This is a genomic window from Shewanella dokdonensis (assembly GCF_018394335.1).
In the GTDB taxonomy this organism is placed as follows: Bacteria; Pseudomonadota; Gammaproteobacteria; order Enterobacterales; family Shewanellaceae; genus Shewanella; species Shewanella dokdonensis.
This window is the reverse complement of sequence record NZ_CP074572.1, coordinates 1,539,053-1,562,338: the sequence shown is the minus strand read 5'-3', so window position 1 is coordinate 1,562,338 and position 23,286 is coordinate 1,539,053. Positions and strand designations below refer to the sequence as shown.

Annotated in this window: 13 protein-coding genes, 4 tRNA genes, 4 rRNA genes and 3 pseudogenes; 15 read left to right on the top strand and 9 right to left on the bottom strand. The window is 50.2% G+C overall.

Features of this window, described 5'->3' with window-relative positions; translation table 11 throughout:
- From murC to lpxC, 5 genes and pseudogenes are all read left to right on the top strand, one after another.
- Positions 1-1,470, top strand: coding sequence for a UDP-N-acetylmuramate--L-alanine ligase (murC, locus tag KHX94_RS07415; protein WP_213682933.1), 1,470 nt, complete (start codon positions 1-3; stop codon positions 1,468-1,470).
- Between the two features lie 95 nt (positions 1,471-1,565).
- Positions 1,566-2,330 (top strand): cell division protein FtsQ/DivIB, encoded by a 765-nt coding sequence (locus KHX94_RS07410; protein WP_213682932.1) that lies wholly within the window; start codon positions 1,566-1,568, stop codon positions 2,328-2,330.
- Positions 2,331-2,333: 3 nt separating this feature from the next.
- Complete coding sequence (gene ftsA / locus KHX94_RS07405) at positions 2,334-3,569, top strand: cell division protein FtsA (protein ID WP_213682931.1); 1,236 nt, start codon at positions 2,334-2,336, stop codon at positions 3,567-3,569.
- Between the two features lie 33 nt (positions 3,570-3,602).
- Positions 3,603-4,801, top strand: a pseudogene (ftsZ, locus tag KHX94_RS07400) (cell division protein FtsZ).
- 147 nt (positions 4,802-4,948) lie between these two features.
- Positions 4,949-5,869, top strand: coding sequence for a UDP-3-O-acyl-N-acetylglucosamine deacetylase (gene lpxC, locus KHX94_RS07395; RefSeq protein WP_213682930.1), 921 nt, complete (start codon positions 4,949-4,951; stop codon positions 5,867-5,869).
- Between the two features lies 1 nt (position 5,870).
- On the opposite strand, the gene KHX94_RS07390 is transcribed toward lpxC, so the two are convergent.
- Positions 5,871-6,326 (bottom strand): DUF721 domain-containing protein, encoded by a 456-nt coding sequence (locus KHX94_RS07390; RefSeq protein ID WP_213682929.1) that lies wholly within the window; start codon positions 6,324-6,326, stop codon positions 5,871-5,873.
- A gap of 28 nt (positions 6,327-6,354) precedes the next feature.
- Between KHX94_RS07390 and KHX94_RS07385 the strand changes: the two genes are divergently transcribed.
- From KHX94_RS07385 to rrf (KHX94_RS07340), 10 genes and pseudogenes are all read left to right on the top strand, one after another.
- Positions 6,355-7,254, top strand: a complete 900-nt coding sequence (locus KHX94_RS07385; RefSeq protein ID WP_213682928.1) for a M23 family metallopeptidase — start codon at positions 6,355-6,357, stop codon at positions 7,252-7,254.
- 57 nt (positions 7,255-7,311) lie between these two features.
- Positions 7,312-10,034: pseudogene (gene secA / locus KHX94_RS07380) on the top strand (preprotein translocase subunit SecA).
- A 517-nt stretch (positions 10,035-10,551) separates the two neighbouring features.
- Positions 10,552-12,089: ribosomal RNA gene (locus tag KHX94_RS07375) — 16S ribosomal RNA — on the top strand.
- Positions 12,090-12,162: 73 nt separating this feature from the next.
- A tRNA-Ile gene (locus KHX94_RS07370) sits at positions 12,163-12,239 on the top strand.
- Positions 12,240-12,456: 217 nt separating this feature from the next.
- A tRNA-Ala gene (locus tag KHX94_RS07365) sits at positions 12,457-12,532 on the top strand.
- A 272-nt stretch (positions 12,533-12,804) separates the two neighbouring features.
- A 23S ribosomal RNA gene (locus KHX94_RS07360) occupies positions 12,805-15,689 on the top strand.
- 179 nt (positions 15,690-15,868) lie between these two features.
- Positions 15,869-15,944 (top strand) — tRNA-Val (locus KHX94_RS07355).
- Between the two features lie 159 nt (positions 15,945-16,103).
- A 5S ribosomal RNA gene (rrf, locus tag KHX94_RS07350) occupies positions 16,104-16,219 on the top strand.
- Positions 16,220-16,310: 91 nt separating this feature from the next.
- Positions 16,311-16,386: transfer RNA gene (locus tag KHX94_RS07345), tRNA-Thr, on the top strand.
- 31 nt (positions 16,387-16,417) lie between these two features.
- Positions 16,418-16,533: ribosomal RNA gene (gene rrf / locus KHX94_RS07340) — 5S ribosomal RNA — on the top strand.
- The 16S, 23S and 5S rRNA genes sit together here with 4 tRNA genes alongside, the layout of an rRNA operon.
- Before the next feature lie 94 nt (positions 16,534-16,627).
- Here the strand turns inward: rrf (KHX94_RS07340) and mutT are convergent.
- From mutT to KHX94_RS07300, 8 genes and pseudogenes are all read right to left on the bottom strand, one after another.
- On the bottom strand, positions 16,628-17,029 hold the full coding sequence (mutT, locus tag KHX94_RS07335; RefSeq protein WP_213682927.1) for an 8-oxo-dGTP diphosphatase MutT: 402 nt from the start codon (positions 17,027-17,029) through the stop codon (positions 16,628-16,630).
- Between the two features lie 5 nt (positions 17,030-17,034).
- Positions 17,035-17,256 carry a DNA gyrase inhibitor YacG gene (gene yacG, locus KHX94_RS07330; protein ID WP_213682926.1) on the bottom strand — a complete coding sequence of 74 codons (222 nt, stop codon included), beginning with the start codon at positions 17,254-17,256 and terminating at the stop codon, positions 17,035-17,037.
- A gap of 44 nt (positions 17,257-17,300) precedes the next feature.
- Positions 17,301-18,035, bottom strand: a complete 735-nt coding sequence (zapD, locus tag KHX94_RS07325; RefSeq protein ID WP_213682925.1) for a cell division protein ZapD — start codon at positions 18,033-18,035, stop codon at positions 17,301-17,303.
- A 4-nt stretch (positions 18,036-18,039) separates the two neighbouring features.
- Positions 18,040-18,647: pseudogene (gene coaE / locus KHX94_RS07320) on the bottom strand (dephospho-CoA kinase).
- Entirely contained in the window at positions 18,648-19,562 is a 915-nt protein-coding gene (locus tag KHX94_RS07315) for a prepilin peptidase (protein ID WP_213682924.1), read from the bottom strand.
- A gap of 81 nt (positions 19,563-19,643) precedes the next feature.
- Entirely contained in the window at positions 19,644-20,912 is a 1,269-nt protein-coding gene (locus KHX94_RS07310) for a type II secretion system F family protein (protein WP_213682923.1), read from the bottom strand.
- Between the two features lie 67 nt (positions 20,913-20,979).
- On the bottom strand, positions 20,980-22,686 hold the full coding sequence (gene pilB / locus KHX94_RS07305) for a type IV-A pilus assembly ATPase PilB (protein ID WP_213682922.1): 1,707 nt from the start codon (positions 22,684-22,686) through the stop codon (positions 20,980-20,982).
- A gap of 11 nt (positions 22,687-22,697) precedes the next feature.
- Positions 22,698-23,135 carry a pilin gene (locus KHX94_RS07300; RefSeq protein ID WP_213682921.1) on the bottom strand — a complete coding sequence of 146 codons (438 nt, stop codon included), beginning with the start codon at positions 23,133-23,135 and terminating at the stop codon, positions 22,698-22,700.
- Positions 23,136-23,286 lie beyond the last annotated feature (151 nt).

The window sequence follows — 23,286 nt, the reverse complement described above, 5'->3', positions numbered from 1 at the left end:
ATGACAACTATTGCTGAAAAATACGCTCAGGTGAGAGCCACCATCCCGGAAATGCGCCGGGTGAGACGTATTCATTTCGTGGGTATTGGCGGTGCCGGTATGGGAGGCATTGCCGAAGTGTTATTGAATGAAGGTTACCAGATCAGTGGCTCGGATATTGCGCGTAATGCTGTAACCGATAGGCTATCCGCGCTTGGGGCGCGGGTGGTGATCGGCCACAGTGCTGAAGCCGTGATGAACGTCGATGTGGTGGTGGTTTCCAGTGCTATTCATCAGGACAACCCTGAGTTACTGGCAGCCAAGGCCAATCGGACGCCAGTTGTGCGCCGTGCGGAGATGCTGGCGGAGCTGATGCGTTACCGCCACGGTGTAGCCATTGCGGGAACACATGGCAAGACCACTACGACCAGCTTGATCGCCAGCATTTATGCCCAATCAGGCCGCGATCCAACCTTTGTCATCGGTGGGTTGCTTAATAGTGCCGGTACCAATGCGCGTTTGGGGCATAGCCGTTATTTGATTGCGGAAGCGGATGAGAGCGATGCGTCATTCCTGCATCTGCAACCTATGGTGTCAGTGGTCACCAATATTGAAGCCGATCATATGGATACCTATGGCGGTGATTTTGAAAAACTGAAAAGCACCTTTGTGGACTTTCTGCACAACCTGCCGTTTTACGGTGTGGCGGTGCTGTGTACCGATGACCCGACCATCCGCGATATTTTGCCGCGCATTGGGCGGCATATGGTGACTTATGGTTTTAACACGGAAGCGGATGTGCAAGCGCTGGACTTTAGCCAGCAAGGTGCGCAATGCCGCTTTACCGTGCGCCGCAAAGGTAAAGAAGATTTGCCGTTGCTGTTGAATCTGCCAGGTCGGCACAACGTGCTCAATGCGCTGGCCGCGATCTCGGTGGCGACAGAAGATGACATTGAAGATGACGCCATCATCAAGGCGTTAGCTGAGTTTCAGGGTATTGGCCGCCGCTTCCAGCATTTGGGAGATTACGAAACTCCCAACGGCAAAGTGATGCTGGTGGACGATTATGGGCACCATCCGAGCGAGGTTGCCGCAACGATTCGCGCGGCGCGGGCGGGCTGGCCAGACGAACGTTTGGTCATGGTGTTCCAGCCACACCGCTATACCCGCACCCGCGACCTTTATGAAGATTTTGTGGATGTGTTGTCGCAGGTCGATTGTTTGTTGATGCTGGAAGTCTACCCAGCTGGTGAAACTCCGATTGCCGGGGTCGATAGCCGGGCACTGTGCCGCAGTATTCGGTTGCGGGGGCAGGTCGACCCGATTTATGTGGCGACCCCAGAACAACTGCCAGAAATCTTGCAGTCGGTAGTGAAAGAAGGTGATTTGTTGCTGACACAAGGAGCCGGCAACATCGGGGCGCTTTCTAGAGAATTAGCGCGTACCTGTTTGGGTTTTGCAAAAGATGAGACCAGTAAAGGCGTTGCGTAAGTCGATAACTGTCAGTGCCGCAACGGTGTTTTTTGACCGTCAGCAACGGGTCTATATAATGGCCGCTTTTGTGTGGCGCTGACTCGGAATAGCCAATGACACTGAAGCAGAGATGGCACAACGGCAAAACGCAACTGGCACAGGTCAACTGGTACCTGTGCAGCGGTGTCGCCTTTTTACTGCTAGTGATTTTGGGCTTTGTGTTAGCGGGCTGGAAACTGAACCTGCTACTGAATGATGCGCAAGCGTTACCGATTGAAGCTGTCGCGATTAAAGGCGAACGGCAATATACCAGCGATAACGATATTCGGCTGGCATTGCAGGATTTGATGAAACGCAGTTTTTTCAGTGCTGATGTTACGCAAGTGCAGCAAGCACTGGAAAATCTGCCATGGGTGTATCGGGCATCGGTGCGCCGAGACTGGCCTGCAAAGTTAAAGGTCTATCTGCAAGAGCAGGTGCCGGTGGCGCATTGGAATCAGGATGCCTGGTTGAATGAACACGGTGAGGTATTCGCGGCACCAGTGAAACCCGGGTTGGAAAATCTGCCCTGGTTATCGGGGCCGGAGAAACGCGGGGCTGAGGTGCTGACCGTGTTTAAACAGATGGATGAACTGTTGCGTATCAATAGTTTCCGTCTGGAAAAATTAAGTCTGACGCCACGGTTGGCGTGGGAAGCCGTCCTCGGCAATGGCATAGTGCTGGCGTTGGGCCGAGAAGACAGAATGTCGCGGGTACAAAGGTTTATCAACGTGTACCCGGAATTGTTAAAGCAGGATAAAAGTGTCGCCAGAGTGGATTTGCGTTATGACACAGGATTGGCGGTGGGCTGGCAAGAGCCACAACAAGAGAGTCAGTGATTGATGACCAAGAACCAAGAAAGAAATTTGATTGTCGGATTGGATATCGGCACTTCCAAGGTCGCAGTGATCATTGGTGAAGTGTTACCTGATGGCGAAATCAGCATAGTGGGGCTCGGCAACCATCCTTCCCGCGGTATGGATAAGGGTGGCGTCAACGATCTGGATTCTATTGTCCGTAGCGTGCAGCGGGCGCTGGATCAGGCGGAGCTGATGGCTGACTGCCAAGTGTCGTCGGTATATCTGAGCATCTCCGGCAAGCACATCGCTTGTCAGAATGAAAACGGCATGGTGTCGATTAACGATGAAGAAGTGACCCAGGAAGATGTGGAAAATGTGATCCACACAGCCAGGTCAGTGAAGATCCCCACCGAGCGCCGCATTCTGCATGTGTTGCCACAGGAATACGCCATTGATGTGCAAGAAGGGATTAAAAGCCCTATCGGTATGTCAGGTATGCGTATGGAAGCCAAGGTGCATATTGTCACCTGTGCGAACGATATGGCGAAAAACATCACTAAGAGCGTCGAACGTTGCGGCCTCAAAGTGGATGATCTGGTGTTTTCTGGCATTGCCTCGGCAGATGCCGTGTTGACCGCCGACGAGAAAGATCTCGGCGTATGTCTGTTGGATATCGGTGGTGGTACCACAGATATCACTGTGTATACCAATGGTGCCTTGCGCCATTGCGCAGTGATCCCGGTCGCAGGCAATCAGGTGACCAGCGACATTGCCAAAATCTTTCGCACGCCGTTATCTCATGCGGAACAGATTAAAGTGCAGTACGCCAGTGCCCGTAGCGCCACCGTCAGCCGTGAAGACAGCATTGAGGTGCCGTCTGTCGGCGGGCGACCATCACGCACCATGTCACGGCATACGTTGGCTGAAGTAGTGGAACCGCGTTACCAGGAATTGTTTGAGCTGGTGTTCAAGCAGCTGAAAGACAGTGGCCTTGAAGATCAGATTGCTGCCGGGATTGTCATCACCGGTGGCACAGCGTCGATTGAAGGGGCAGTGGATATTGCCGAAGCAACCTTCGGTATGCCGGTGCGGGTAGCATCGCCGCTGCCAGTAAAAGGTTTGTATGAATATGTGGATCAGCCAGTTTACTCCACCGGAGTTGGGCTGCTTCACTACGGTGCTCGGCGGGTGATTGAACGACAGTTTGAACGCCCAGAGCGCCCAGGGGTAACCAGCTTGTGGAATCGGGTCCAGAGTTGGTTTAAAGGCGAGTTTTAACTCGTATAACGCAGGTAAATGGAGAATATGATCATGTTTGAGATCATGGATACTCAAAACGATGCGCTGAGCGATGCAGTGCTCAAAGTCATCGGTGTGGGCGGTGGTGGCGGTAATGCCATCGAACACATGGTAAAACACAATATTGAAGGTGTTGAGTTTATGGTGACCAACACCGATGCGCAGGCGCTGCGAAAATCAGCGGCTGGCACCACCATTCAGATTGGTCGCGATGTGACTAAAGGTCTGGGCGCGGGCGCTAATCCTGAAGTTGGTCGCGCTGCCGCCGAAGAAGATAAAGAAAGCATTCGTGCCGCCATCAAGGGTGCCGATATGATCTTTATCGCCGCCGGTATGGGCGGTGGCACCGGTACTGGTGCAGCGCCAGTTGTGGCGGAGATTGCTCGTCAGGAAGGTATCCTCACCGTTGCCGTGGTGACTAAACCGTTCCCGTTTGAAGGTAAAAGCGTATGGCTTACGCCGAACAGGGGATTTCCGAACTGGCGAAGCATGTGGATTCACTGATCACTATTCCTAACGAAAAGTTATTAAAAGTGTTGGGGCGTGGTACTTCACTCCTAGACGCTTTTGCGGCGGCTAACAACGTATTGCTGGGCGCAGTACAGGGGATTGCCGAACTGATCACTCGTCCCGGCCTGATCAACGTTGACTTTGCTGACGTGCGTACTGTGATGTCGGAAATGGGTAATGCCATGATGGGCACAGGTGTTGCTCGTGGTGAAGACCGTGCCGAAGAAGCGGCAGAAGCCGCGGTTGCCAGCCCATTGCTGGAAGATATCGACTTGGCCGGTGCGCGTGGGGTGTTGGTTAACATCACCGCGGGTATGGACATGAGTATCGAAGAGTTTGAAACTGTGGGTAACCACGTTAAAGCCTATGCTTCTGATACTGCCACCGTCGTTGTTGGGGCGGTAATCGACCCAGAAATGAGCGATGAGCTGCGGGTAACTGTGGTTGCTACCGGCATCGGCGCGGACAGAAAACCTGACATTCAGTTGGTTTCTAAACCCATGCGAACTGAACCCGTAGTTGAGCCACGTGTCGAAACTTATGTACAGCCAGAAGAAACCGCAACGGCACCTGCACCCAAGAGCAATGTCGTACCGGCTCCGCAACCTGCACCTAGTCATAAGAATGAACTGGATTATCTTGATATTCCGGCATTCTTGCGCAAGCAGCGGACTAACGGTTTGTATATTGGCGCTGATTAATCACTGGCAGATGCTGATGATTATGTGGTGACAGTATTTTTTGTGAAATGGCTTGATTATGCTAAGATATCCGACCAGCCGCGGGCATGAACCGATCCCTGGCGGTAAAATTTGGCGTTAATCGTTGTAATGTTTACGGGTAACTAAATGATTTTTCAAAGAACTCTTGAAAATACGGTAAAAGCAACCGGTGTCGGACTGCACTCTGGCAAAAAGGTGACTTTAACCCTGAGACCCGCACCAGTGAACACAGGTATTTTGCTTGTGCGCACGGATCTGCAGCCCCATGTCACTATTCCCGCTAAAGCAGAAATGGTGCGTGAAACCACCATGTGTACTGCAGTGGTGAATGACGAAGGCGTGCGCATTGCAACGATTGAGCATCTGTTTGCCGCATTGGCCGGACTAGGCATCGACAACGCTGTAATCGAAGTGAATGCACCAGAAATCCCCGTGATGGATGGTAGTGCCAGCCCCTTCGTATTCCTGCTGCAAAGTGCCGGGATCAAACAGCAGTCAGTGGCTAAAAAATATCTCAGAATCAAGCAAACAGTACGCGTGGAAGACGGCGATAAATGGGCAGAATTGCGACCTTACAAAGGTTTCAAAGTGGATTTTGAAATCGACTTTGCTCATCCCGAAATCGCCCGTAGCCAACAACACATGGTGATGGATTTTTCCTCCTCCGCCTTTATCAAAGATATCAGTCGCGCCAGAACTTTCGGGTTTATGCGTGATGTGGAATATCTGCGAGCCAATAACCTTGGCTTAGGTGCGAGCATGGAAAATGCCGTGGTGCTTGATGAATACCGAGTCCTCAACCCCGATGGCCTGCGTTATGAGGATGAATTCGTTAAGCACAAGATTCTCGATGCATTCGGTGATCTGTATGTAGCGGGTCATGCGATTGTTGGTGAATTCCGCGCCTTCAAAACCGGGCATGCTCTGAATAATCGCTTAGTGCGTGCCTTGCTTGCCAACCAGGAAGCTTGGGAAGTAGTGAGCTTTGACAAAGAAACCGACGCTCCGGTCAGCTTCAGTATGCCGACCGGCGTGGTGATGGCATAGTTTAGTTTTTCGAGCCTTGACGGCTGGCCAATGCAGCCAGCCGTTTTAGTTTTTGGCCCAGTGAACCTTCGGTATGCTCGGCCAAGGCATTGATGTGCTCCGCTGCGGTTGCACTCAATGTCCTGTGAGTCAGCTTGGGTTTTGTAGCGACAGACGCAAGTGCCGGGTTGACTTTCACCTCAATAGCGGTAAGCATTGGGAACGCCTCTGCTTGGAGTTGTTGTAACAGTTTCGCTTTTTGAAAGTTGATTCTGGCAGCCCAGGCCGATGTCGGTGTTTCAAGCACCAGTACATTCTGGCGTAAATTGGCAACTGTTAGCTGTGCGCTAACTGGACCTGTCAGTAGCTGTTTGACATATTTGTCCAGATATAACAAAAGCTCTGCTCTCTCGGCCAGACTCGGCAATGAGCCTGACTGGTGTACCAATTGACTGAGGTCTTGGGGGAGCTTTTTCATTACGATAATAAGATGGCTTACAGAGGCTATGAGTGTAACAGTTTTTATTCAGGGTCGAAATGGCGTGACGCGCTGGCAGCCGGGGAAATACTGGCTGTTGCTGCCTATGCTGCTGCTTGCAGCGGGGGCAGGACTCTATCAATACAATCATCAGCGCTTTGAATCCCAGCAAGCCAGTGTCGATCACGAGAGACAGGCTCGCGAACAGCAACAGAAACAAGTCAAACAACTCAAACAAGCCACTGAATCTCAGCTGGCAACCCTTGTCGCCCACGTTGCACGTATGCAGGCAAAACTGACCCGGCTTGAAGCGCTAGGTCAGCAATTGGCGCAGAATTACCAGCTTGATGACCAATTTGATTTCGATGCCGAGGTCGGTGTCGGTGGTGGGAGCGAGATAGGCTCCACGATAGAATTAGACCAACTGATTGCCGATATGGATCGGTTGGCCTCAGGAATTGATAAAAATAACGCAACGTTGTCACTCCTTGAAACGGTGGCATCCAACCTCAATATCAGTGAGGAGCGTTATATATCAGGGCGTCCAGTCGCTAAAGGCTGGTTATCCTCGCCCTACGGTTTACGCAATGATCCTTTTACGGGGCAGCGGGCAATGCACAAAGGTATTGATTTCGCTGGCACGGAAGGAACGGATGTTGTCGCCACAGCTGCTGGCGTGGTGACATGGGCCGGAAAGATGTTTGGTTATGGCAATCTGGTGGAGATTGATCACGGGAACGGATACCGCACCCGCTATGGCCATAACGAAGCTTTGTCAGTAACTGTAGGTGATGTGGTTGCCAAAGGCGATAAAATCGCCGTAATGGGAAGTACAGGGCGCTCTACCGGGCCCCATGTACATTACGAAGTACTGCGTAACGGACAACAGATAGATCCACAAAAATTTGTGTATCGTCGCGCAGGTTAATCGGAATTGGCCGCCAGACTCAGTTGAGCCCTGGCCTACAACTAAAAAGTGATTCAGATGTTAGGTAAATTACTGACAAAGATATTTGGTAGCCGTAACCAACGTACCCTCAAAGCGCTTGGCAAAATCGTTACAAAAATTAATGCGCTTGAAACGGAATATGAAAAGCTCAGTGATGAGCAACTGAAGGCCAAAACCGCAGAATTTCGTGAGCGTCTTGCCAACGGCGAAGCGCTGGAGCAGATCACTGCCGAAGCGTTTGCCACTGTGCGTGAAGCGTCCAAGCGCGTCTTTGAAATGCGCCATTTTGATGTGCAGTTGCTGGGGGCTTAGTGCTCGACAGTAATCGCATCGCTGAAATGCGGACCGGGGAAGGTAAAACCCTAACCGCAACCTTGCCGGCCTATCTGAATGCGCTTACTGGCAAAGGCGTACACGTCATTACCGTGAACGACTATCTGGCCCGGCGTGACGCTGAAACCAACCGTCCGTTGTTTGAATTCTTAGGCATGACCGTCGGCATCAACGTTGCTGGTTTGGGACATCAAGATAAAGTAGCGGCTTATAATGCTGACATCACTTACGGCACCAACAACGAATTTGGCTTTGACTACCTGCGTGACAACATGGCGTTTTCACCGCAGGAACGCGTACAACGGCCATTGCACTACGCCTTGATCGATGAAGTGGACTCCATTCTTATCGATGAAGCCCGTACTCCTTTGATTATTTCTGGTGCGGCTGAAGACAGCTCCGAGTTATATGTCAAAGTCGACAAGTTGATCCCAAATCTGGTCAAGCAGGACAAAGAAGACTCCGAAGAATACACCGGCACTGGCGATTTCTCCGTGGATGAGAAAGCCAAACAGGTAAACTTGACCGAACGTGGTCAGGAAAAGATTGAACAGTTGCTGATTAAAGCCGGATTACTGGATGAGGGCGATTCGCTCTATTCTGCGGCGAATATTTCGCTGTTGCACCATGTACACGCCGCATTGCGGGCACACAATCTGTTTGAAAAAGATGTCGATTACGTGGTGCAAGATGGTGAAGTGATCATCGTTGATGAACACACCGGTCGTACCATGCCAGGGCGGCGCTGGTCTGAAGGCTTGCACCAAGCGGTAGAAGCTAAAGAAGGTGCCAAGATCCAGAATGAAAACCAGACACTGGCATCTATCACCTTCCAGAACTATTTCCGTATTTACGAAAAACTGGCGGGGATGACAGGTACTGCAGATACCGAAGCATTTGAATTCCAGCATATCTACGGGCTAGATACCGTGGTGGTTCCCACCAACCGCCCCATGATCCGTAACGATATGGCGGATCTGGTATACCTCACAGCAAAAGAAAAATACGCCGCAATCATCAACGATATTAAAGGTTGCCGTGAACGTGGTCAGCCAGTGTTGGTGGGCACAGTGTCCATTGAACAGTCAGAGTTGTTATCACACCTGCTGAAACAGGAAAAAATTCCGCATCAGGTACTGAATGCCAAGTTCCATGAACATGAAGCCGAGATTGTGGCGCAGGCGGGGCGCTCCGGCACCGTTACTGTGGCGACTAACATGGCTGGTCGTGGTACCGATATCGTGCTGGGTGGCAACTGGAAATCCGAAGTTGAAGCGCTCGAAGCTGCGACAGATGAGCAAATCGCCCAGATCCGTGCTGACTGGCAGCAGCGGCATGATGAAGTTGTCGCCGCCGGTGGTCTACATATTCTGGGGACAGAACGCCATGAGTCTCGCCGTATCGACAACCAGTTGCGTGGTCGTTCTGGCCGTCAGGGGGACCCAGGTTCATCCCGTTTCTACCTGTCGCTAGAAGATACATTAATGCGTATCTTCGCTTCAGAACGCATGGCCAATATGATGAAGAAGCTTGGGATGGAAGAAGGCGAAGCCATCGAACATCCTTGGGTCTCACGCGCCATTGAAAATGCCCAGCGCAAAGTGGAAGCCCGTAACTTCGATATTCGTAAGCAACTGCTGGAATACGATGACGTGGCTAACGATCAGCGTCAGGTGGTTTATGCACAGCGCAACGCGTTGATGGATGCAGAAAGTATCCAAGAGTCCATTGAGGCCATTCGTGCCGATGTGGTGAATGGCGTGATCGATCAATACATTCCGCCACAATCCATTGAAGAACTGTGGGATGTTGCTGGTTTAGAGCAACGTCTGGAACAGGAATTTGCGCTGAAACTGCCAGTACAGCAATGGCTGGATCAGGAAGACGACCTGCACGAAGAAACGCTACGTGAACGCATTGTGACAAAATGGCAGGAAGCCTATGACGCCAAAGAACAGATGGTCGGTGCCGCCGTATTACGGCAGTTTGAAAAAGCCGTGATGTTGCAGACGCTAGATGGTCTCTGGAAAGAACACCTGTCTGCTATGGATTATCTGCGTCAAGGTATTCATCTGCGTGGCTACGCACAAAAGAATCCTAAGCAGGAATACAAACGAGAATCCTTCGAACTCTTCCAACAGATGTTGGAACAACTGAAACATGACGTGATCAGTATTCTGTCCAAAGTACAGGTACAGGCACAGGAAGATGTGGATGAGATGGAAGCTCGCCGCCGTGAAGAACAAGCACGCATCCGCCATGAATACCAACATGCACAGTCAGAAGCGTTAACCGCTGATGACCAGCCGCCAGCAGGTATGCCGCAAGTCCCAGTGATGCGTCAAGGTGACAAAGTCGGGCGTAACGATTTGTGCCCCTGTGGTTCAGGTAAAAAATACAAACATTGCCACGGCAAGCTGTCATAAGCGGCTTACCAATAAATAACGATAATCGAGGCAGCCATAGGGTTGCCTCTTTTTTAGCTTCCTATTCGTCATTGTGGATAACTCTGGGGATATGCAGTTAGCTTAATGTGGCTAATCAGTGAAGATCGAAAAAGATCAAAATTCCCTTCAAAAAGCGCTTGCGCTATCTATTTGTCTCCCTATAATGCGCCCTCGTTGTCTGGCAACTTAGTCGCCTAATCGCTACTTTATAGCTGGCCGAACAACTGGCAAAAGCCTTTAATTTCAACTGCTGAGCGTCAATTAAATAATTGCGACAACAAACTGAAAAAATGGCTTGACGCTAATATCCGGGTGTGTAGAATACGCAGCCCTGAGCCGATGAAGTCGGCGCCTTTGAAGTAAAGTTCAGAGGCATGCTCTTTAACAAAATATCAAGCAATCTGTGTGGGCACTCGCAGTGAATGAATCGCAAAACGATTTAAAACTCACTGAAGAGTGTTCGAATAGAACAGTCATTCATTAGAGTCAAAACTTTTAATTGAAGAGTTTGATCATGGCTCAGATTGAACGCTGGCGGCAGGCCTAACACATGCAAGTCGAGCGGTAACATGAACTAGCTTGCTAGTTTGATGACGAGCGGCGGACGGGTGAGTAATGCCTGGGAATTTGCCCATTCGAGGGGGATAACAGTTGGAAACGACTGCTAATACCGCATACGCCCTAAGGGGAAAGCAGGGGAACTTAGGTCCTTGCGCGAATGGATAAGCCCAGGTGGGATTAGCTAGTTGGTGAGGTAAGGGCTCACCAAGGCGACGATCTCTAGCTGGTCTGAGAGGATGATCAGCCACACTGGAACTGAGACACGGTCCAGACTCCTACGGGAGGCAGCAGTGGGGAATATTGCACAATGGGGGAAACCCTGATGCAGCCATGCCGCGTGTGTGAAGAAGGCCTTCGGGTTGTAAAGCACTTTCAGTCAGGAGGAAGGGTGTTGAGTTAATACCTCAGCACATTGACGTTACTGACAGAAGAAGCACCGGCTAACTCCGTGCCAGCAGCCGCGGTAATACGGAGGGTGCGAGCGTTAATCGGAATTACTGGGCGTAAAGCGTGCGCAGGCGGTTTGTTAAGCGAGATGTGAAAGCCCCGGGCTCAACCTGGGAATCGCATTTCGAACTGGCAAGCTAGAGTCTCGTAGAGGGGGTAGAATTCCAGGTGTAGCGGTGAAATGCGTAGAGATCTGGAGGAATACCGGTGGCGAAGGCGGCCCCTGGACGAAGACTGACGCTCAGGCACGAAAGCGTGGGGAGCAAACAGGATTAGATACCCTGGTAGTCCACGCCGTAAACGATGTCTACTCGGAGTTTGGCGTCTAGAACGCTGGGCTCTCAAGCTAACGCATTAAGTAGACCGCCTGGGGAGTACGGCCGCAAGGTTAAAACTCAAATGAATTGACGGGGGCCCGCACAAGCGGTGGAGCATGTGGTTTAATTCGATGCAACGCGAAGAACCTTACCTACTCTTGACATCCAGAGAACTTTCCAGAGATGGATTGGTGCCTTCGGGAACTCTGAGACAGGTGCTGCATGGCTGTCGTCAGCTCGTGTTGTGAAATGTTGGGTTAAGTCCCGCAACGAGCGCAACCCTTATCCTTACTTGCCAGCGGGTAATGCCGGGAACTGTAGGGAGACTGCCGGTGATAAACCGGAGGAAGGTGGGGACGACGTCAAGTCATCATGGCCCTTACGAGTAGGGCTACACACGTGCTACAATGGACAGTACAGAGGGAAGCAAAGCGGCGACGTGGAGCGGAACCCAAAAAGCTGTTCGTAGTCCGGATTGGAGTCTGCAACTCGACTCCATGAAGTCGGAATCGCTAGTAATCGTGGATCAGAATGCCACGGTGAATACGTTCCCGGGCCTTGTACACACCGCCCGTCACACCATGGGAGTGGTTTGCAAAAGAAGTAGCTAGCTTAACCTTAGGGGGCGGTTACCACTTTGTGGATCATGACTGGGGTGAAGTCGTAACAAGGTAGCCCTAGGGGAACCTGGGGCTGGATCACCTCCTTACCTAAACGATGAAGTTTGTTGTGAGTGTTCACACAGATTGCTTGATAGACGAAGAGCGAAAACAGTAAGTTGTGGGTCTGTAGCTCAGGTGGTTAGAGCGTACGCCTGATAAGCGTAAGGTCGGTGGTTCGAGTCCACTCAGACCCACCAATCTTGTTGATGCTGCGTTGTATTGGTCGTCGTTTACGAGCAGTAAACGTCCTCCCAATACGCCTTGCCTGAACGAGATTACCCTTACAAGATAACGCAGAGATTTTTGCTTAAATCAAGGCGTGCAACTGACGAGCGAGGGCACATACATCAGTATGTAACCGAACGAGGATAGGCCGCACAACGACGAGTTAAGGGAAAATAGCAAGTTAGAAATGGGGCTATAGCTCAGCTGGGAGAGCACCTGCTTTGCACGCAGGGGGTCTGCGGTTCGATCCCGCATAGCTCCACCATTTTCTAGTGAGACTGTTTTCGTTTTATGGTCATGGAAATGCCAAAGATAAGTGAACAATTTATCTTTGGCTTTTTTAAGCCCGTTCTTTAACAATTTGGAAAGCTGATAGTAGAGATTAAATAGCGATATTTAATCGAAATGAGTTCTCAAAATACTTCAATCAAGTGTTTTGTGATTCTAGTGTTTCAGCGATGAAACACATCAAGGCGAAAGAAAAACCAATATGGGTCGTTGATACGATTCGGTAGAGGAAACTCATCCGGGTTGTATGGTTAAGCGACTAAGCGTATACGGTGGATGCCTTGGCAGTCAGAGGCGATGAAGGACGTGTTAATCTGCGAAAAGCTGTGGTGAGGTGATAAAACCCGTTGAGCCACAGATATCCGAATGGGGCAACCCAGTTGCATAAGCAACTATCTGTATGTGAATACATAGCATGCAGAGGCGAACCGGGAGAACTGAAACATCTAAGTACCCCGAGGAAAAGAAATCAACCGAGATTCCCCTAGTAGCGGCGAGCGAACGGGGAGTAGCCCTTAAGTCATTGGGGTGTTAGTGGAAGGTGTTGGAAAGCACCACGGTACAGGGTGATAGTCCCGTACACGACAGCTAACCGATGATGAAAACGAGTAAGGCGACACACGTGGTATGTTGTCTGAAGATGGGGGGACCATCCTCCAAGGCTAAATACTCCTGACTGACCGATAGCGAACCAGTACCGTGAGGGAAAGGCGAAAAGAACCCCAGTGAGGGGAGTGAAATAGAACCTGAAACCGTATACGTACAAGCAGTGGGAGCGGTTCTTGAGACCGTGACTGCGTACCTTTTGTATAATGGGTCAGCGACTTACATTTAGTAGCGAGGTTAAGCGAATAGCGGAGCCGTAGGGAAACCGAGTGTTAACTGCGCGAATAGTTGCTAGGTGTAGACCCGAACCCCGGTGATCTAGCCATGGGCAGGTTGAAGATTGAGTAACATCAATTGGAGGACCGAACACACGTCTGTTGAAAAAGACGGTGATGACCTGTGGCTGGGGGTGAAAGGCCAATCAAACCGGGAGATATCTGGTTCTCCTCGAAAGCTATTTAGGTAGCGCCTCGAGCGAATACCATTGGGGGTAGAGCACTGTTAAGACTAGGGGTCATCCCGACTTACCAACTCTTTGCAAACTCCGAATACCAATGAGTACTACTCGGGAGACAGACGGCGGGTGCTAACGTCCGTCGTCAAAAGGGAAACAACCCAGACCGTCAGCTAAGGTCCCAAAGTAATTGCTAAGTGGGAAACGATGTGGGAAGGCTTAGACAGCTAGGATGTTGGCTTAGAAGCAGCCATCATTTAAAGAAAGCGTAATAGCTCACTAGTCGAGTCGGCCTGCGCGGAAGATGTAACGGGGCTAAGCAATTCACCGAAGCTACGGGTTCATCCTATGGATGAGCGGTAGAGGAGCGTTCTGTAAGCGGATGAAGGTGAAGGGGTAACCCACACTGGACGTATCAGAAGTGCGAATGCTGACATGAGTAACGATAATGGGGGTGAAAAACCTCCACGCCGAAAGACCAAGGGTTCCTGTCCAACGTTAATCGGGGCAGGGTGAGTCGACCCCTAAGGCGAGGCCGAAAGGCGTAGTCGATGGGAAACGGGTTAATATTCCCGTACTGCTGCTAACTGCGATGGAGAGACGGAGAAGGCTAGGCCAGCGCGGCGTCGGTCGTCCGCGTTTAAGGCTGTAGGTAGTGTGCTTAGGCAAATCCGGGCACATAATACTGAGGGCTGATGACGAGTCACTAAGGTGATGAAGTGGTTAATGCCAAGCTTCCAGGAAAATCTTCTAAGCTTCAGGTTAGCAGGAATCGTACCCCAAACCGACACAGGTGGTCGGGTAGAGAATACCAAGGCGCTTGAGAGAACTCGGCTGAAGGAACTAGGCAAAATGGTACCGTAACTTCGGGAGAAGGTACGCTGCTGTTGGTGGAGGGACTTGCTCCCCGAGCTGACGGCAGTCGCAGATACCAGCTGGCTGCAACTGTTTATCAAAAACACAGCACTGTGCGAACTCGCAAGAGGAAGTATACGGTGTGACGCCTGCCCGGTGCCGGAAGGTTAATTGATTGGGTCATCTTAGGAGAAGCTCATGATCGAAGCCCCGGTAAACGGCGGCCGTAACTATAACGGTCCTAAGGTAGCGAAATTCCTTGTCGGGTAAGTTCCGACCTGCACGAATGGCGTAATGATGGCCAGGCTGTCTCCAGCCGAGACTCAGTGAAGTTGAAATTGCGGTGAAGATGCCGTATACCCGCGGCTAGACGGAAAGACCCCGTGAACCTTTACTATAGCTTGGCACTGAACATTGACCCTGCATGTGTAGGATAGGTGGGAGACTATGAAATTGGGACGCCAGTCCTGATGGAGTCGACCTTGAAATACCACCCTTGCAGTGTTGATGTTCTAACCTGGGTCCCTGAACGGGATTAGGGACAGTGCCTGGTGGGTAGTTTGACTGGGGCGGTCTCCTCCTAAAGCGTAACGGAGGAGCACGAAGGTTGGCTAAGTACGGTCGGACATCGTACGGTTAGTGTAATGGCACAAGCCAGCTTAACTGCGAGACAGACACGTCGAGCAGGTGCGAAAGCAGGTCATAGTGATCCGGTGGTTCTGAATGGAAGGGCCATCGCTCAACGGATAAAAGGTACTCCGGGGATAACAGGCTGATACCGCCCAAGAGTTCATATCGACGGCGGTGTTTGGCACCTCGATGTCGGCTCATCACATCCTGGGGCTGAAGTCGGTCCCAAGGGTATGGCTGTTCGCCATTTAAAGTGGTACGCGAGCTGGGTTCAGAACGTCGTGAGACAGTTCGGTCCCTATCTGCCGTGGGCGTTGGAAGATTGAGGGGGTTGCTCCTAGTACGAGAGGACCGGAGTGAACGAACCGCTGGTGTTCGGGTTGTCATGCCAATGGCATTGCCCGGTAGCTATGTTCGGAATTGATAAACGCTGAAAGCATCTAAGCGTGAAGCGAGCCCCGAGATGAGTCTTCCCTTGGACTTGAGTCCACTAAAGAGCCGTTCGAGACCAGGACGTAGATAGGCAGGGTGTGTAAGCGTTGTGAGGCGTTTAGCTAACCTGTACTAATGACTCGAGAGGCTTAACCATACAACCCAGATGGGTTTTACTGAAAACATTCCAGATGTTTTCTAGCACTTCCTCCTTCCTTGGAGGTCGTGAATACCTTGAATGAATTGCAGGGCTTGATTGAAGTAAGAGAACCACTACTGAAACATGTAACGCAGGCTTGGTGTCAGGCTAACAAAGCGTGACAGCAGACAAGATAAGGTCGCTTAGCTCAGCTGGGAGAGCACCTGCCTTACAAGCAGGGGGTCACTGGTTCGAACCCAGTAGCGACCACCAATATCGAAGCAACAGCTTTCCAAATGAATGTGTTAATGACGCAGGGAATTGTTTGGCTGACAAAGCCGTGACGAGTGAAGGACGGAGTGTACAAAAGTACATGAGTACTGGAGCGAGGAAACAATACCGTAAGACGAACAATTAACCAGTAAGAATTTGCTTGGTGACAATAGCATTGTGGTCCCACCTGACTCCATCCCGAACTCAGAAGTGAAACACAATCGCGCCGATGGTAGTGTGGGGTCTCCCCATGTGAGAGTAGGTCATCTCCAAGCGCCTATTTAGCTTTTAGCATGATTGCAAAAGCTTAAGTAAAAAGTGTTTAGTCGCAGAAGAATGTAAGACGATTAAACATCTGGTTTTTTCGCTGATATGGCTCAGTCGGTAGAGCGCATCCTTGGTAAGGATGAGGTCCCCAGTTCGATTCTGGGTATCAGCACCAGATTGACTGGCAATGCCAGTAACCGAATTTGCCTGGTGACAATAGCATTGTGGTTCCACCTGATCCCATCCCGAACTCAGAAGTGAAACACAATCGCGCCGATGGTAGTGTGGGGTCTCCCCATGTGAGAGTAGGTCATCGCCAGGCGCTAAATAACACAAAAAGCCCTAGCTTATGCTGGGGCTTTTTGCTTTCTGAGCAGAAAATTTTCAATGCAAAATGGCACTAAGCCATTGTTGCTTCAACGTAACTCTTTGAGGATCTTTTCCAAGATTGGCATGTTGGCATCAGGGAATTGATATTGTGGCAGCGCTTCAATATCTACCCAAGCAATTTGCTGGCCTTCAACGCCTGTGGCTTCTCCTTCAAATCCGGTTACTGTCATGATATCCAGAAACACCTGCTTATCGGGATAATCGTATGAGAGTTGCATGAAGGGCACGCATTGCGTCACGGTTAACCCAACTTCTTCCTGCAACTCGCGATTAAGGGCAGTCGCGGTATCTTCACCTGCTTCCACTTTACCACCAGGAAACTCCCATTTCCCTCCTTGATGCAGGTGACCGTGACGTTTGGCCAGCAGGATCTGCTGCTCATGGATAATGACGCCTACAGCGACATGAACACGTTTATTGACTGTCATAACAATTAATTATCGGTTGGATCTTTGAAGAACTCGCCATCATCGTAGCCGAGCTCATCAAGTAATTGTGGATTCACTTCCGGCTTCACCGGAATGGTATATTTTTCTGATGCCCACTCACCGAGGTCGATGAGTTTACAGCGTTCACTGCAGAAGGGTCTGAATGCAGAAGCCGCAGACCATTCCACCGGTTTCTGGCAGGTGGGACATTTTACAACAGTTGGCATAAGTAGTGCGCCTTCGATAATGCTACTGTGCCATGGTAATGATTTCAGCTGCAGGTCGCCAGCAGGAATTTTACCGTTTGTTGCGAATGTTTTTGCTGTTCAAACTGTACAAAATGAATGGCGAAGCGGTTTCTATGACCGCTGATTGTTGGGTAGCAACCATCGGCGGCATTGAGCTTTACTCTAACTAACGACAAATTATTAGGGCTACTGTCATGATAAAAACCGGCATGGGCGATGGCCTGTTGGTAGTCGCTACTCATGCGGGTGAGTTGCAGCAGCAAGGTAATCGGGTGTAACAAACAGTGAAAATGTTCGACCCACTGCTGGTACTCCTGTTGGCGCTCCATCCACGGTTTTGCCAACCAGAAGTGCAGTTGCGGTAGATCAAAGTTACAGCAGGCACCGTTAAGGTTGAGTTTTTGCCGCACGGTGGCAATAAAACGATTCTGTTTAAGTTGTATACCTGGGCGATCGGGCTGTTGTAATTGCTCTCGCGCCAGTGATAGCTGTTCCAGAAAGAAAGCCTGCTGATGACTGCTCATGGGCTGCTGAACTGTGGTGTCATTGAACTGCCCGAGCAGTTTATCGACATCTTTAAGCAGTTCACCGCGAAAATCGCAGCGCTCTGCCAGTTCGCACAGGGAAAACAGCGGGAAGAAACAGCGTTGCTGATGATCTTCATGCAGATGTGTATCGAGTTGACGAGCAAGATGCTCCAGACGCAGATAATTGCGTACTTTCTCATTTAATGGTTGTTCAAATACAAGTTCATTCATGGGATTACTGGGCTTTTTCTGATAGCTTTAAATAATTATTATGCAGAGCCAGAATCTGAGACTTCAGCGATTCAACATCTCCCTCGTTGTTAATCACATCATCGGCCTTGGCCAACCTTTGTTCACGGCTGATTTGGCTGTCAATGATGTTAATAACTTGCGCTTGTGACACATGATCTCGGTCAATAGTTCGCCGGATTTGCACAGCTTTACCAATATCTATCACTAAAGTGTGATTTACAAGACATTCGAGTCCATTTTCAAATAATAATGGTACTACCATCATAGCGTAAGGTGAGGCTGCGGCTTTGGCTTGTGCCAATAGGCGTTGGCGGATCATGGGGTGTAACAACTGGTTGAGCCATAGCCGTTGCGCTGTTTCCGCGAACACAATTTGCCGTAACTTGGCGCGGTTAAGCGTGCCATCGGCATTTAACATCTCACTGCCGAAATGCTCAACTAGCTGTTGCAGCCCCACGGAACCTGGCGCAACAACTTCCCGTGCAATAATATCAGCATCGATAATCGTCACGCCCAAGTCGGCAAACAGATTGGCCACTGTGGTTTTACCGCTACCTATGCCCCCGTAAGGCCCACAATATAATCAGACACTTATAAACTCCGCAGATACCAAGAGACAATGGATTGTCCCCAGAGTAACGCGACCCAGCCCGCTATCACAATATAGGGCCCAAAGGGGATGGGGTTATTGCGCTGCATGCCTTTAAATAACAGTAAGGATAGGCCTATCACTGCACCTAGCAGCGATGACAATAAGATGATCAGCGGTAGCATTTGCCAGCCAAGCCAGGCACCAAACAATGCCAACAGCTTAAAATCACCATAGCCCATACCTTCTTTGCCTGTCAGCAGTTTAAATAGCCAGAATACTGACCAAAGACTGAGATATCCGGCAATTGCACCTATGAGCGCATCGGTTAGCGGCACAAACAGGCCAAAGCCATTGGCGGCTAAGCCCAGCCATAAGAAAGGTAAGGTGAGCTGATCTGGCAGCAGCATTTCATCAATATCGATGCCCGCTAACGCTATCAAGGCAAATGTGAGTAGGGCCGATAAGGCGAATTGCCAGGTGGGGCCAAAGTTCCACGCCAGCGTAGCAACCAGTAGCGCCGCCAGCAATTCAAATAATGGATAACGTCCGGAAATTGGCTGTTGGCAAGCCGCGCATTTACCTCTTAGTAGCAGCCAGCCAATAATAGGCAGGTTATGCCAGGGTTTGATGGCACTATGGCATTTCGGGCAGGCAGAGCCTGGAACAATCAGGTTGAATCTGGCGGGTAATTTATCTATCGGCTGCAATAGCTGTTTATCGGTGAGTAACTTAAATGCCGCCGGTTGATATTCTTCAAGGTAGCTTTCGCATTCTTGCTGCCACTCTCGTTTTAGCATTACCGGTAAACGGTAGATCACCACATTGATAAAACTGCCAATAACGGCAGCAAACACAAACGCCAAACTAGTAAACAGCCAGGGATGCTGGCTCATTATGGTAAGAAAATCAGACATGATGACAGAATCTTTCTAGTTTTTATGTAATGGCCAGTTGCCAACAGTCTATAAAGAATATTGGCTAACTTGCAATGTAACTTATTGGCCTACAATGTTGCCCATCTGGAATATGGGTAGGTACATAGCAATAATCAAACTACCAACAAGGGTTCCAATCACTACCATCATAATCGGCTCAATCAGGCTGGATAAGCCGTCCACCGCATCATCTACCTGCATTTCATAGATGTTGGCAATCTTGTTCAGCATCTCATCTAGCGAACCGGATTCTTCACCTATCATTACCATCTGGATCAGCATGTCGGGGAATAGCTTGGTGGTACGCATGGCCACATTCATCTGCATCCCGGCCATGACTTCGGTACGGACATTCATCAGTGCCTTGCGATACACCGCATTGCCAGAAGCCCCTGAGGCCGACTCCAAACCCTCAATCAAAGGTACCCCGGCGGTAAAGGTGGTTGCCAGTGTGCGGGCAAAACGCGCCATAGCGCCTTTATGTAGAATTGGCCCGATAAGCGGAATTTTCAGTACGGTCTCATCGATTTTATCGCGGAATTTTTGCGAGTTACGGTGGGCTCTGACAAATGACCAGGTAGCCACAATAATCCCCACCAGGAAAAAGTACCAAGAGCTTTGTAAACCACGGGAGATATTGATGATTAATTGGGTAAAAGCAGGTAGTTCAGCGCCAAAATTGGCGAAAATAGTTTCAAACTGTGGCACCACAAATAACAGCAGTAAAACAGTCACGGCAATTGCTACCACCACTACTGCTGCGGGGTAAAACATGGCTTTTTTGATTTTGGATTTCAGCGCTTCCGATTTTTCTTTGTAAGTGGCGATACGGTCAAACACTATGTCGAGCGCGCCTGAATGTTCACCAGCGGCCACCAAATCGACATAGAGATCATCAAAATAGAGCCGATGTGGCCTTAATGCTTCAGATAAGGGGATCCCTGATTGCACATCGGTCAAAATGGTACCTAACAGCGTACGCATTCTTGGCTTTTCATGGCCTCGGCCAACGAGGTCGAGCGTGGTGACGAGTGGCACGCCAGCAGCTAGCATGGTGGCGATCTGACGGGTGACCACCGCGATATCCATCGGTTTGATTTTAACGTTTTCTTTGCTGAACAGACCGTTGGATTTTTTACTGACGGACTTAGGGATAATCCCCTGATTTTTTAATTGATTTCTGATCTCAATGGCGGTGGCACCGCGCAGTTCGCCACTGGTTTTCTTGCCGTCTCGGTTTACCCCTTTCCATTCAAAGGTATAAATGGTGGGCGCTTTGACTTCTTTGGTTTTTTTAACAGCTTTTCGGGAAGCGGTTGCTGTAGCCATAACGTGTTCCTTGGCGCCTTTGGGAAGTGTAATGTTTAGTCTAGCTTAGCATGTCGCCGTGAGTTGCTTAGTAGCTGGTCACACGGTTAATTTCGGCAATACTGGTCACACCTTCAACTACTTTCAGTAAACCGGATTGGCGTAGATCGCGCATCCCCTGTTCCTTGGCCATGCGGGCAATCTGTAATGAATTGCCACCTTCCATGATGATCCGGGCAATTTCGTCGGACATCTTCATCACTTCATAGATCCCCACCCGCCCTTTGTAACCGCCAGAGCAGTGTTCACAACCACAGGGTTTATACACGGTAAAGCCTGTGGCTATCTGTTCCTGACTGAAACCTAACTTTAACAGCTCATGCTCAGGAATATCTTCTGCTTGGCGACACTCGACACATAAACGCCGCGCCAGCCGCTGCGCAATGATCAGATTCACCGAACTGGCGATGTTATAACCAGGCACACCCATGTTGAGCAAACGGGTGAGGGTCTCCGCAGAAGAGTTAGTATGCAGGGTCGATAAGACTAAGTGGCCGGTCTGGGCGGCCTTGATAGCAATTTCAGCGGTTTCCAGGTCACGGATTTCCCCTACCATCACCACATCAGGGTCTTGACGCAGAAACGAGCGCAACGCCGAGGCAAAGGTCAGCCCGGCTTTAATATTGATATGGACTTGGTTGACCCCTTCGAGGTTAATTTCTACCGGGTCTTCGGCGGTGGAGATGTTGCGCTCTTCGGTATTGAGGATATTCAACCCGGTATAAAGCGACACGGTTTTACCAGAACCTGTGGGGCCGGTGACCAGGATCATCCCCTGTGGCCGTGATAACATCTCCAGATAGGCCTGTTTTTGATCCTCTTCGTAGCCGAGCTTTTCAATCCCTAACTGGGCGGAAGAGGAATCGAGGATACGCATTACTATCTTTTCGCCCCAAAGCGTGGGCAGGGTGCTGACACGAAAATCGATGCTCTTATTGCGCGACAGCTTCATCTTGATGCGGCCATCCTGCGGCACCCGCCGCTCGGCAATATCCAGTTTCGACATTACCTTCAAGCGGGCCGAGATCCGGGATGCTAGGTTGATGGGCGGTTCAGAGACTTCGTGCAATATGCCGTCAATGCGAAACCGGATGCGGTAGCGTTTTTCGTAAGGTTCAAAATGTAAGTCCGATGCGCCTTTGCGGATGGCATCGGTAAGAATTTTGTTGATATAGATAACTATCGGCGCATCATCAGCGCTTTCTGCTGCATCGTCCTGGCGTTTATCGGTGTCGGTAACTTCAATCCCCGCGAGGGCATTTTCATCAATGCCACTGAGATCCAGCGCGCTGATATCCTCTTCCAGTATCTTGTCGAGCGCTTTGGCGAGTTTGTCTTCCTCCACCAAAATCGCTTCGGCATGTAAGCCGGCGCTAAATTGGAACTCTTCCAAAGCGGCAATATTGGTGGGGTCTGAGGTGGCAATATACAAACGGTTGCCGCGTTTAAACAGCGGTAAGCAGCGGTGTTTATCAATCAGTTTACGGTTTAAAAATTCTTCCGGAATGCTGCTAACGTCAAACTCGGCTAAATCCAGCAGCGGCGTGCCGTATTCTTCGTAACACAGCTCGGCAATGGTACGCGCCGATAACAGTTTACTGGCCACCAAGGTGGTGACCAGTGACTGTTTGTGCTTGCGGGATTGAGCGATGGCCTCCGCGAGTCGGCTTTCATCCAGCAGACCTTTACGGATAAACAGCGTTGATAATCCGAGGTGGAGACCAGTTGTTGGCATCAAACTATCTTCTAGTTACAACCAGCAGGATTCATATTTGTATTAGTGAAATCCGTTGTACAGGTCCACTTGAAAGCTCCGTTGGCAACAGAAGGGCTTAGCGTCACTGTTTTGCCCTGCAAATCTTTCGAAACACCAGTAGCATTCATTTTTACAGAAATTTTACCGTCACCATCGCCGACTGTTAGAGCGCTATATTTACCTGTTGCAGCCAAAGCATCATTTGTTGGTGTAGTAGCCGCTCCTGGATATGTTCCATTCTGTGTATAATAATCGGCAATCGATACTTTTGCTGAGTCTGCTAAAACCAAAGATTCTGCCGCTTGTGAACGACCGACATAGTCTTGATATGCTGGCAGTGCAATAGCCGCCAAAATTGCGATGATGGCCACCACGATCATCAATTCGATGAGGGTGAAGCCTTTAGTGTTGCGTTTAATACTTTTCATAGCTCTCTCCGTTAATACTGTTGCGGCATCACTGATGTTTGTGCCACAGCGTTCCATCGGGTTCAGAGTGTTCTCTGCTTGACACGAAACACTGTGTTCAAACCTGTTGCTTAACGATCGCTTACTTGACTACCTGACGATGGCATTGCCC

Coding starts and splice junctions, on each gene's coding strand:
- murC (WP_213682933.1), top strand. CDS start 1: ATGACAACTATTGCTGAAAAATACGCTCAGGTGAGAGCCACCATCCCG.
- KHX94_RS07410 (WP_213682932.1), top strand. CDS start 1,566: ATGACACTGAAGCAGAGATGGCACAACGGCAAAACGCAACTGGCACAG.
- ftsA (WP_213682931.1), top strand. CDS start 2,334: ATGACCAAGAACCAAGAAAGAAATTTGATTGTCGGATTGGATATCGGC.
- lpxC (WP_213682930.1), top strand. CDS start 4,949: ATGATTTTTCAAAGAACTCTTGAAAATACGGTAAAAGCAACCGGTGTC.
- KHX94_RS07390 (WP_213682929.1), bottom strand. CDS start 6,326: ATGAAAAAGCTCCCCCAAGACCTCAGTCAATTGGTACACCAGTCAGGC.
- KHX94_RS07385 (WP_213682928.1), top strand. CDS start 6,355: ATGAGTGTAACAGTTTTTATTCAGGGTCGAAATGGCGTGACGCGCTGG.
- mutT (WP_213682927.1), bottom strand. CDS start 17,029: ATGACAGTCAATAAACGTGTTCATGTCGCTGTAGGCGTCATTATCCAT.
- yacG (WP_213682926.1), bottom strand. CDS start 17,256: ATGCCAACTGTTGTAAAATGTCCCACCTGCCAGAAACCGGTGGAATGG.
- zapD (WP_213682925.1), bottom strand. CDS start 18,035: ATGAATGAACTTGTATTTGAACAACCATTAAATGAGAAAGTACGCAAT.
- KHX94_RS07315 (WP_213682924.1), bottom strand. CDS start 19,562: ATGTCTGATTTTCTTACCATAATGAGCCAGCATCCCTGGCTGTTTACT.
- KHX94_RS07310 (WP_213682923.1), bottom strand. CDS start 20,912: ATGGCTACAGCAACCGCTTCCCGAAAAGCTGTTAAAAAAACCAAAGAA.
- pilB (WP_213682922.1), bottom strand. CDS start 22,686: ATGCCAACAACTGGTCTCCACCTCGGATTATCAACGCTGTTTATCCGT.
- KHX94_RS07300 (WP_213682921.1), bottom strand. CDS start 23,135: ATGAAAAGTATTAAACGCAACACTAAAGGCTTCACCCTCATCGAATTG.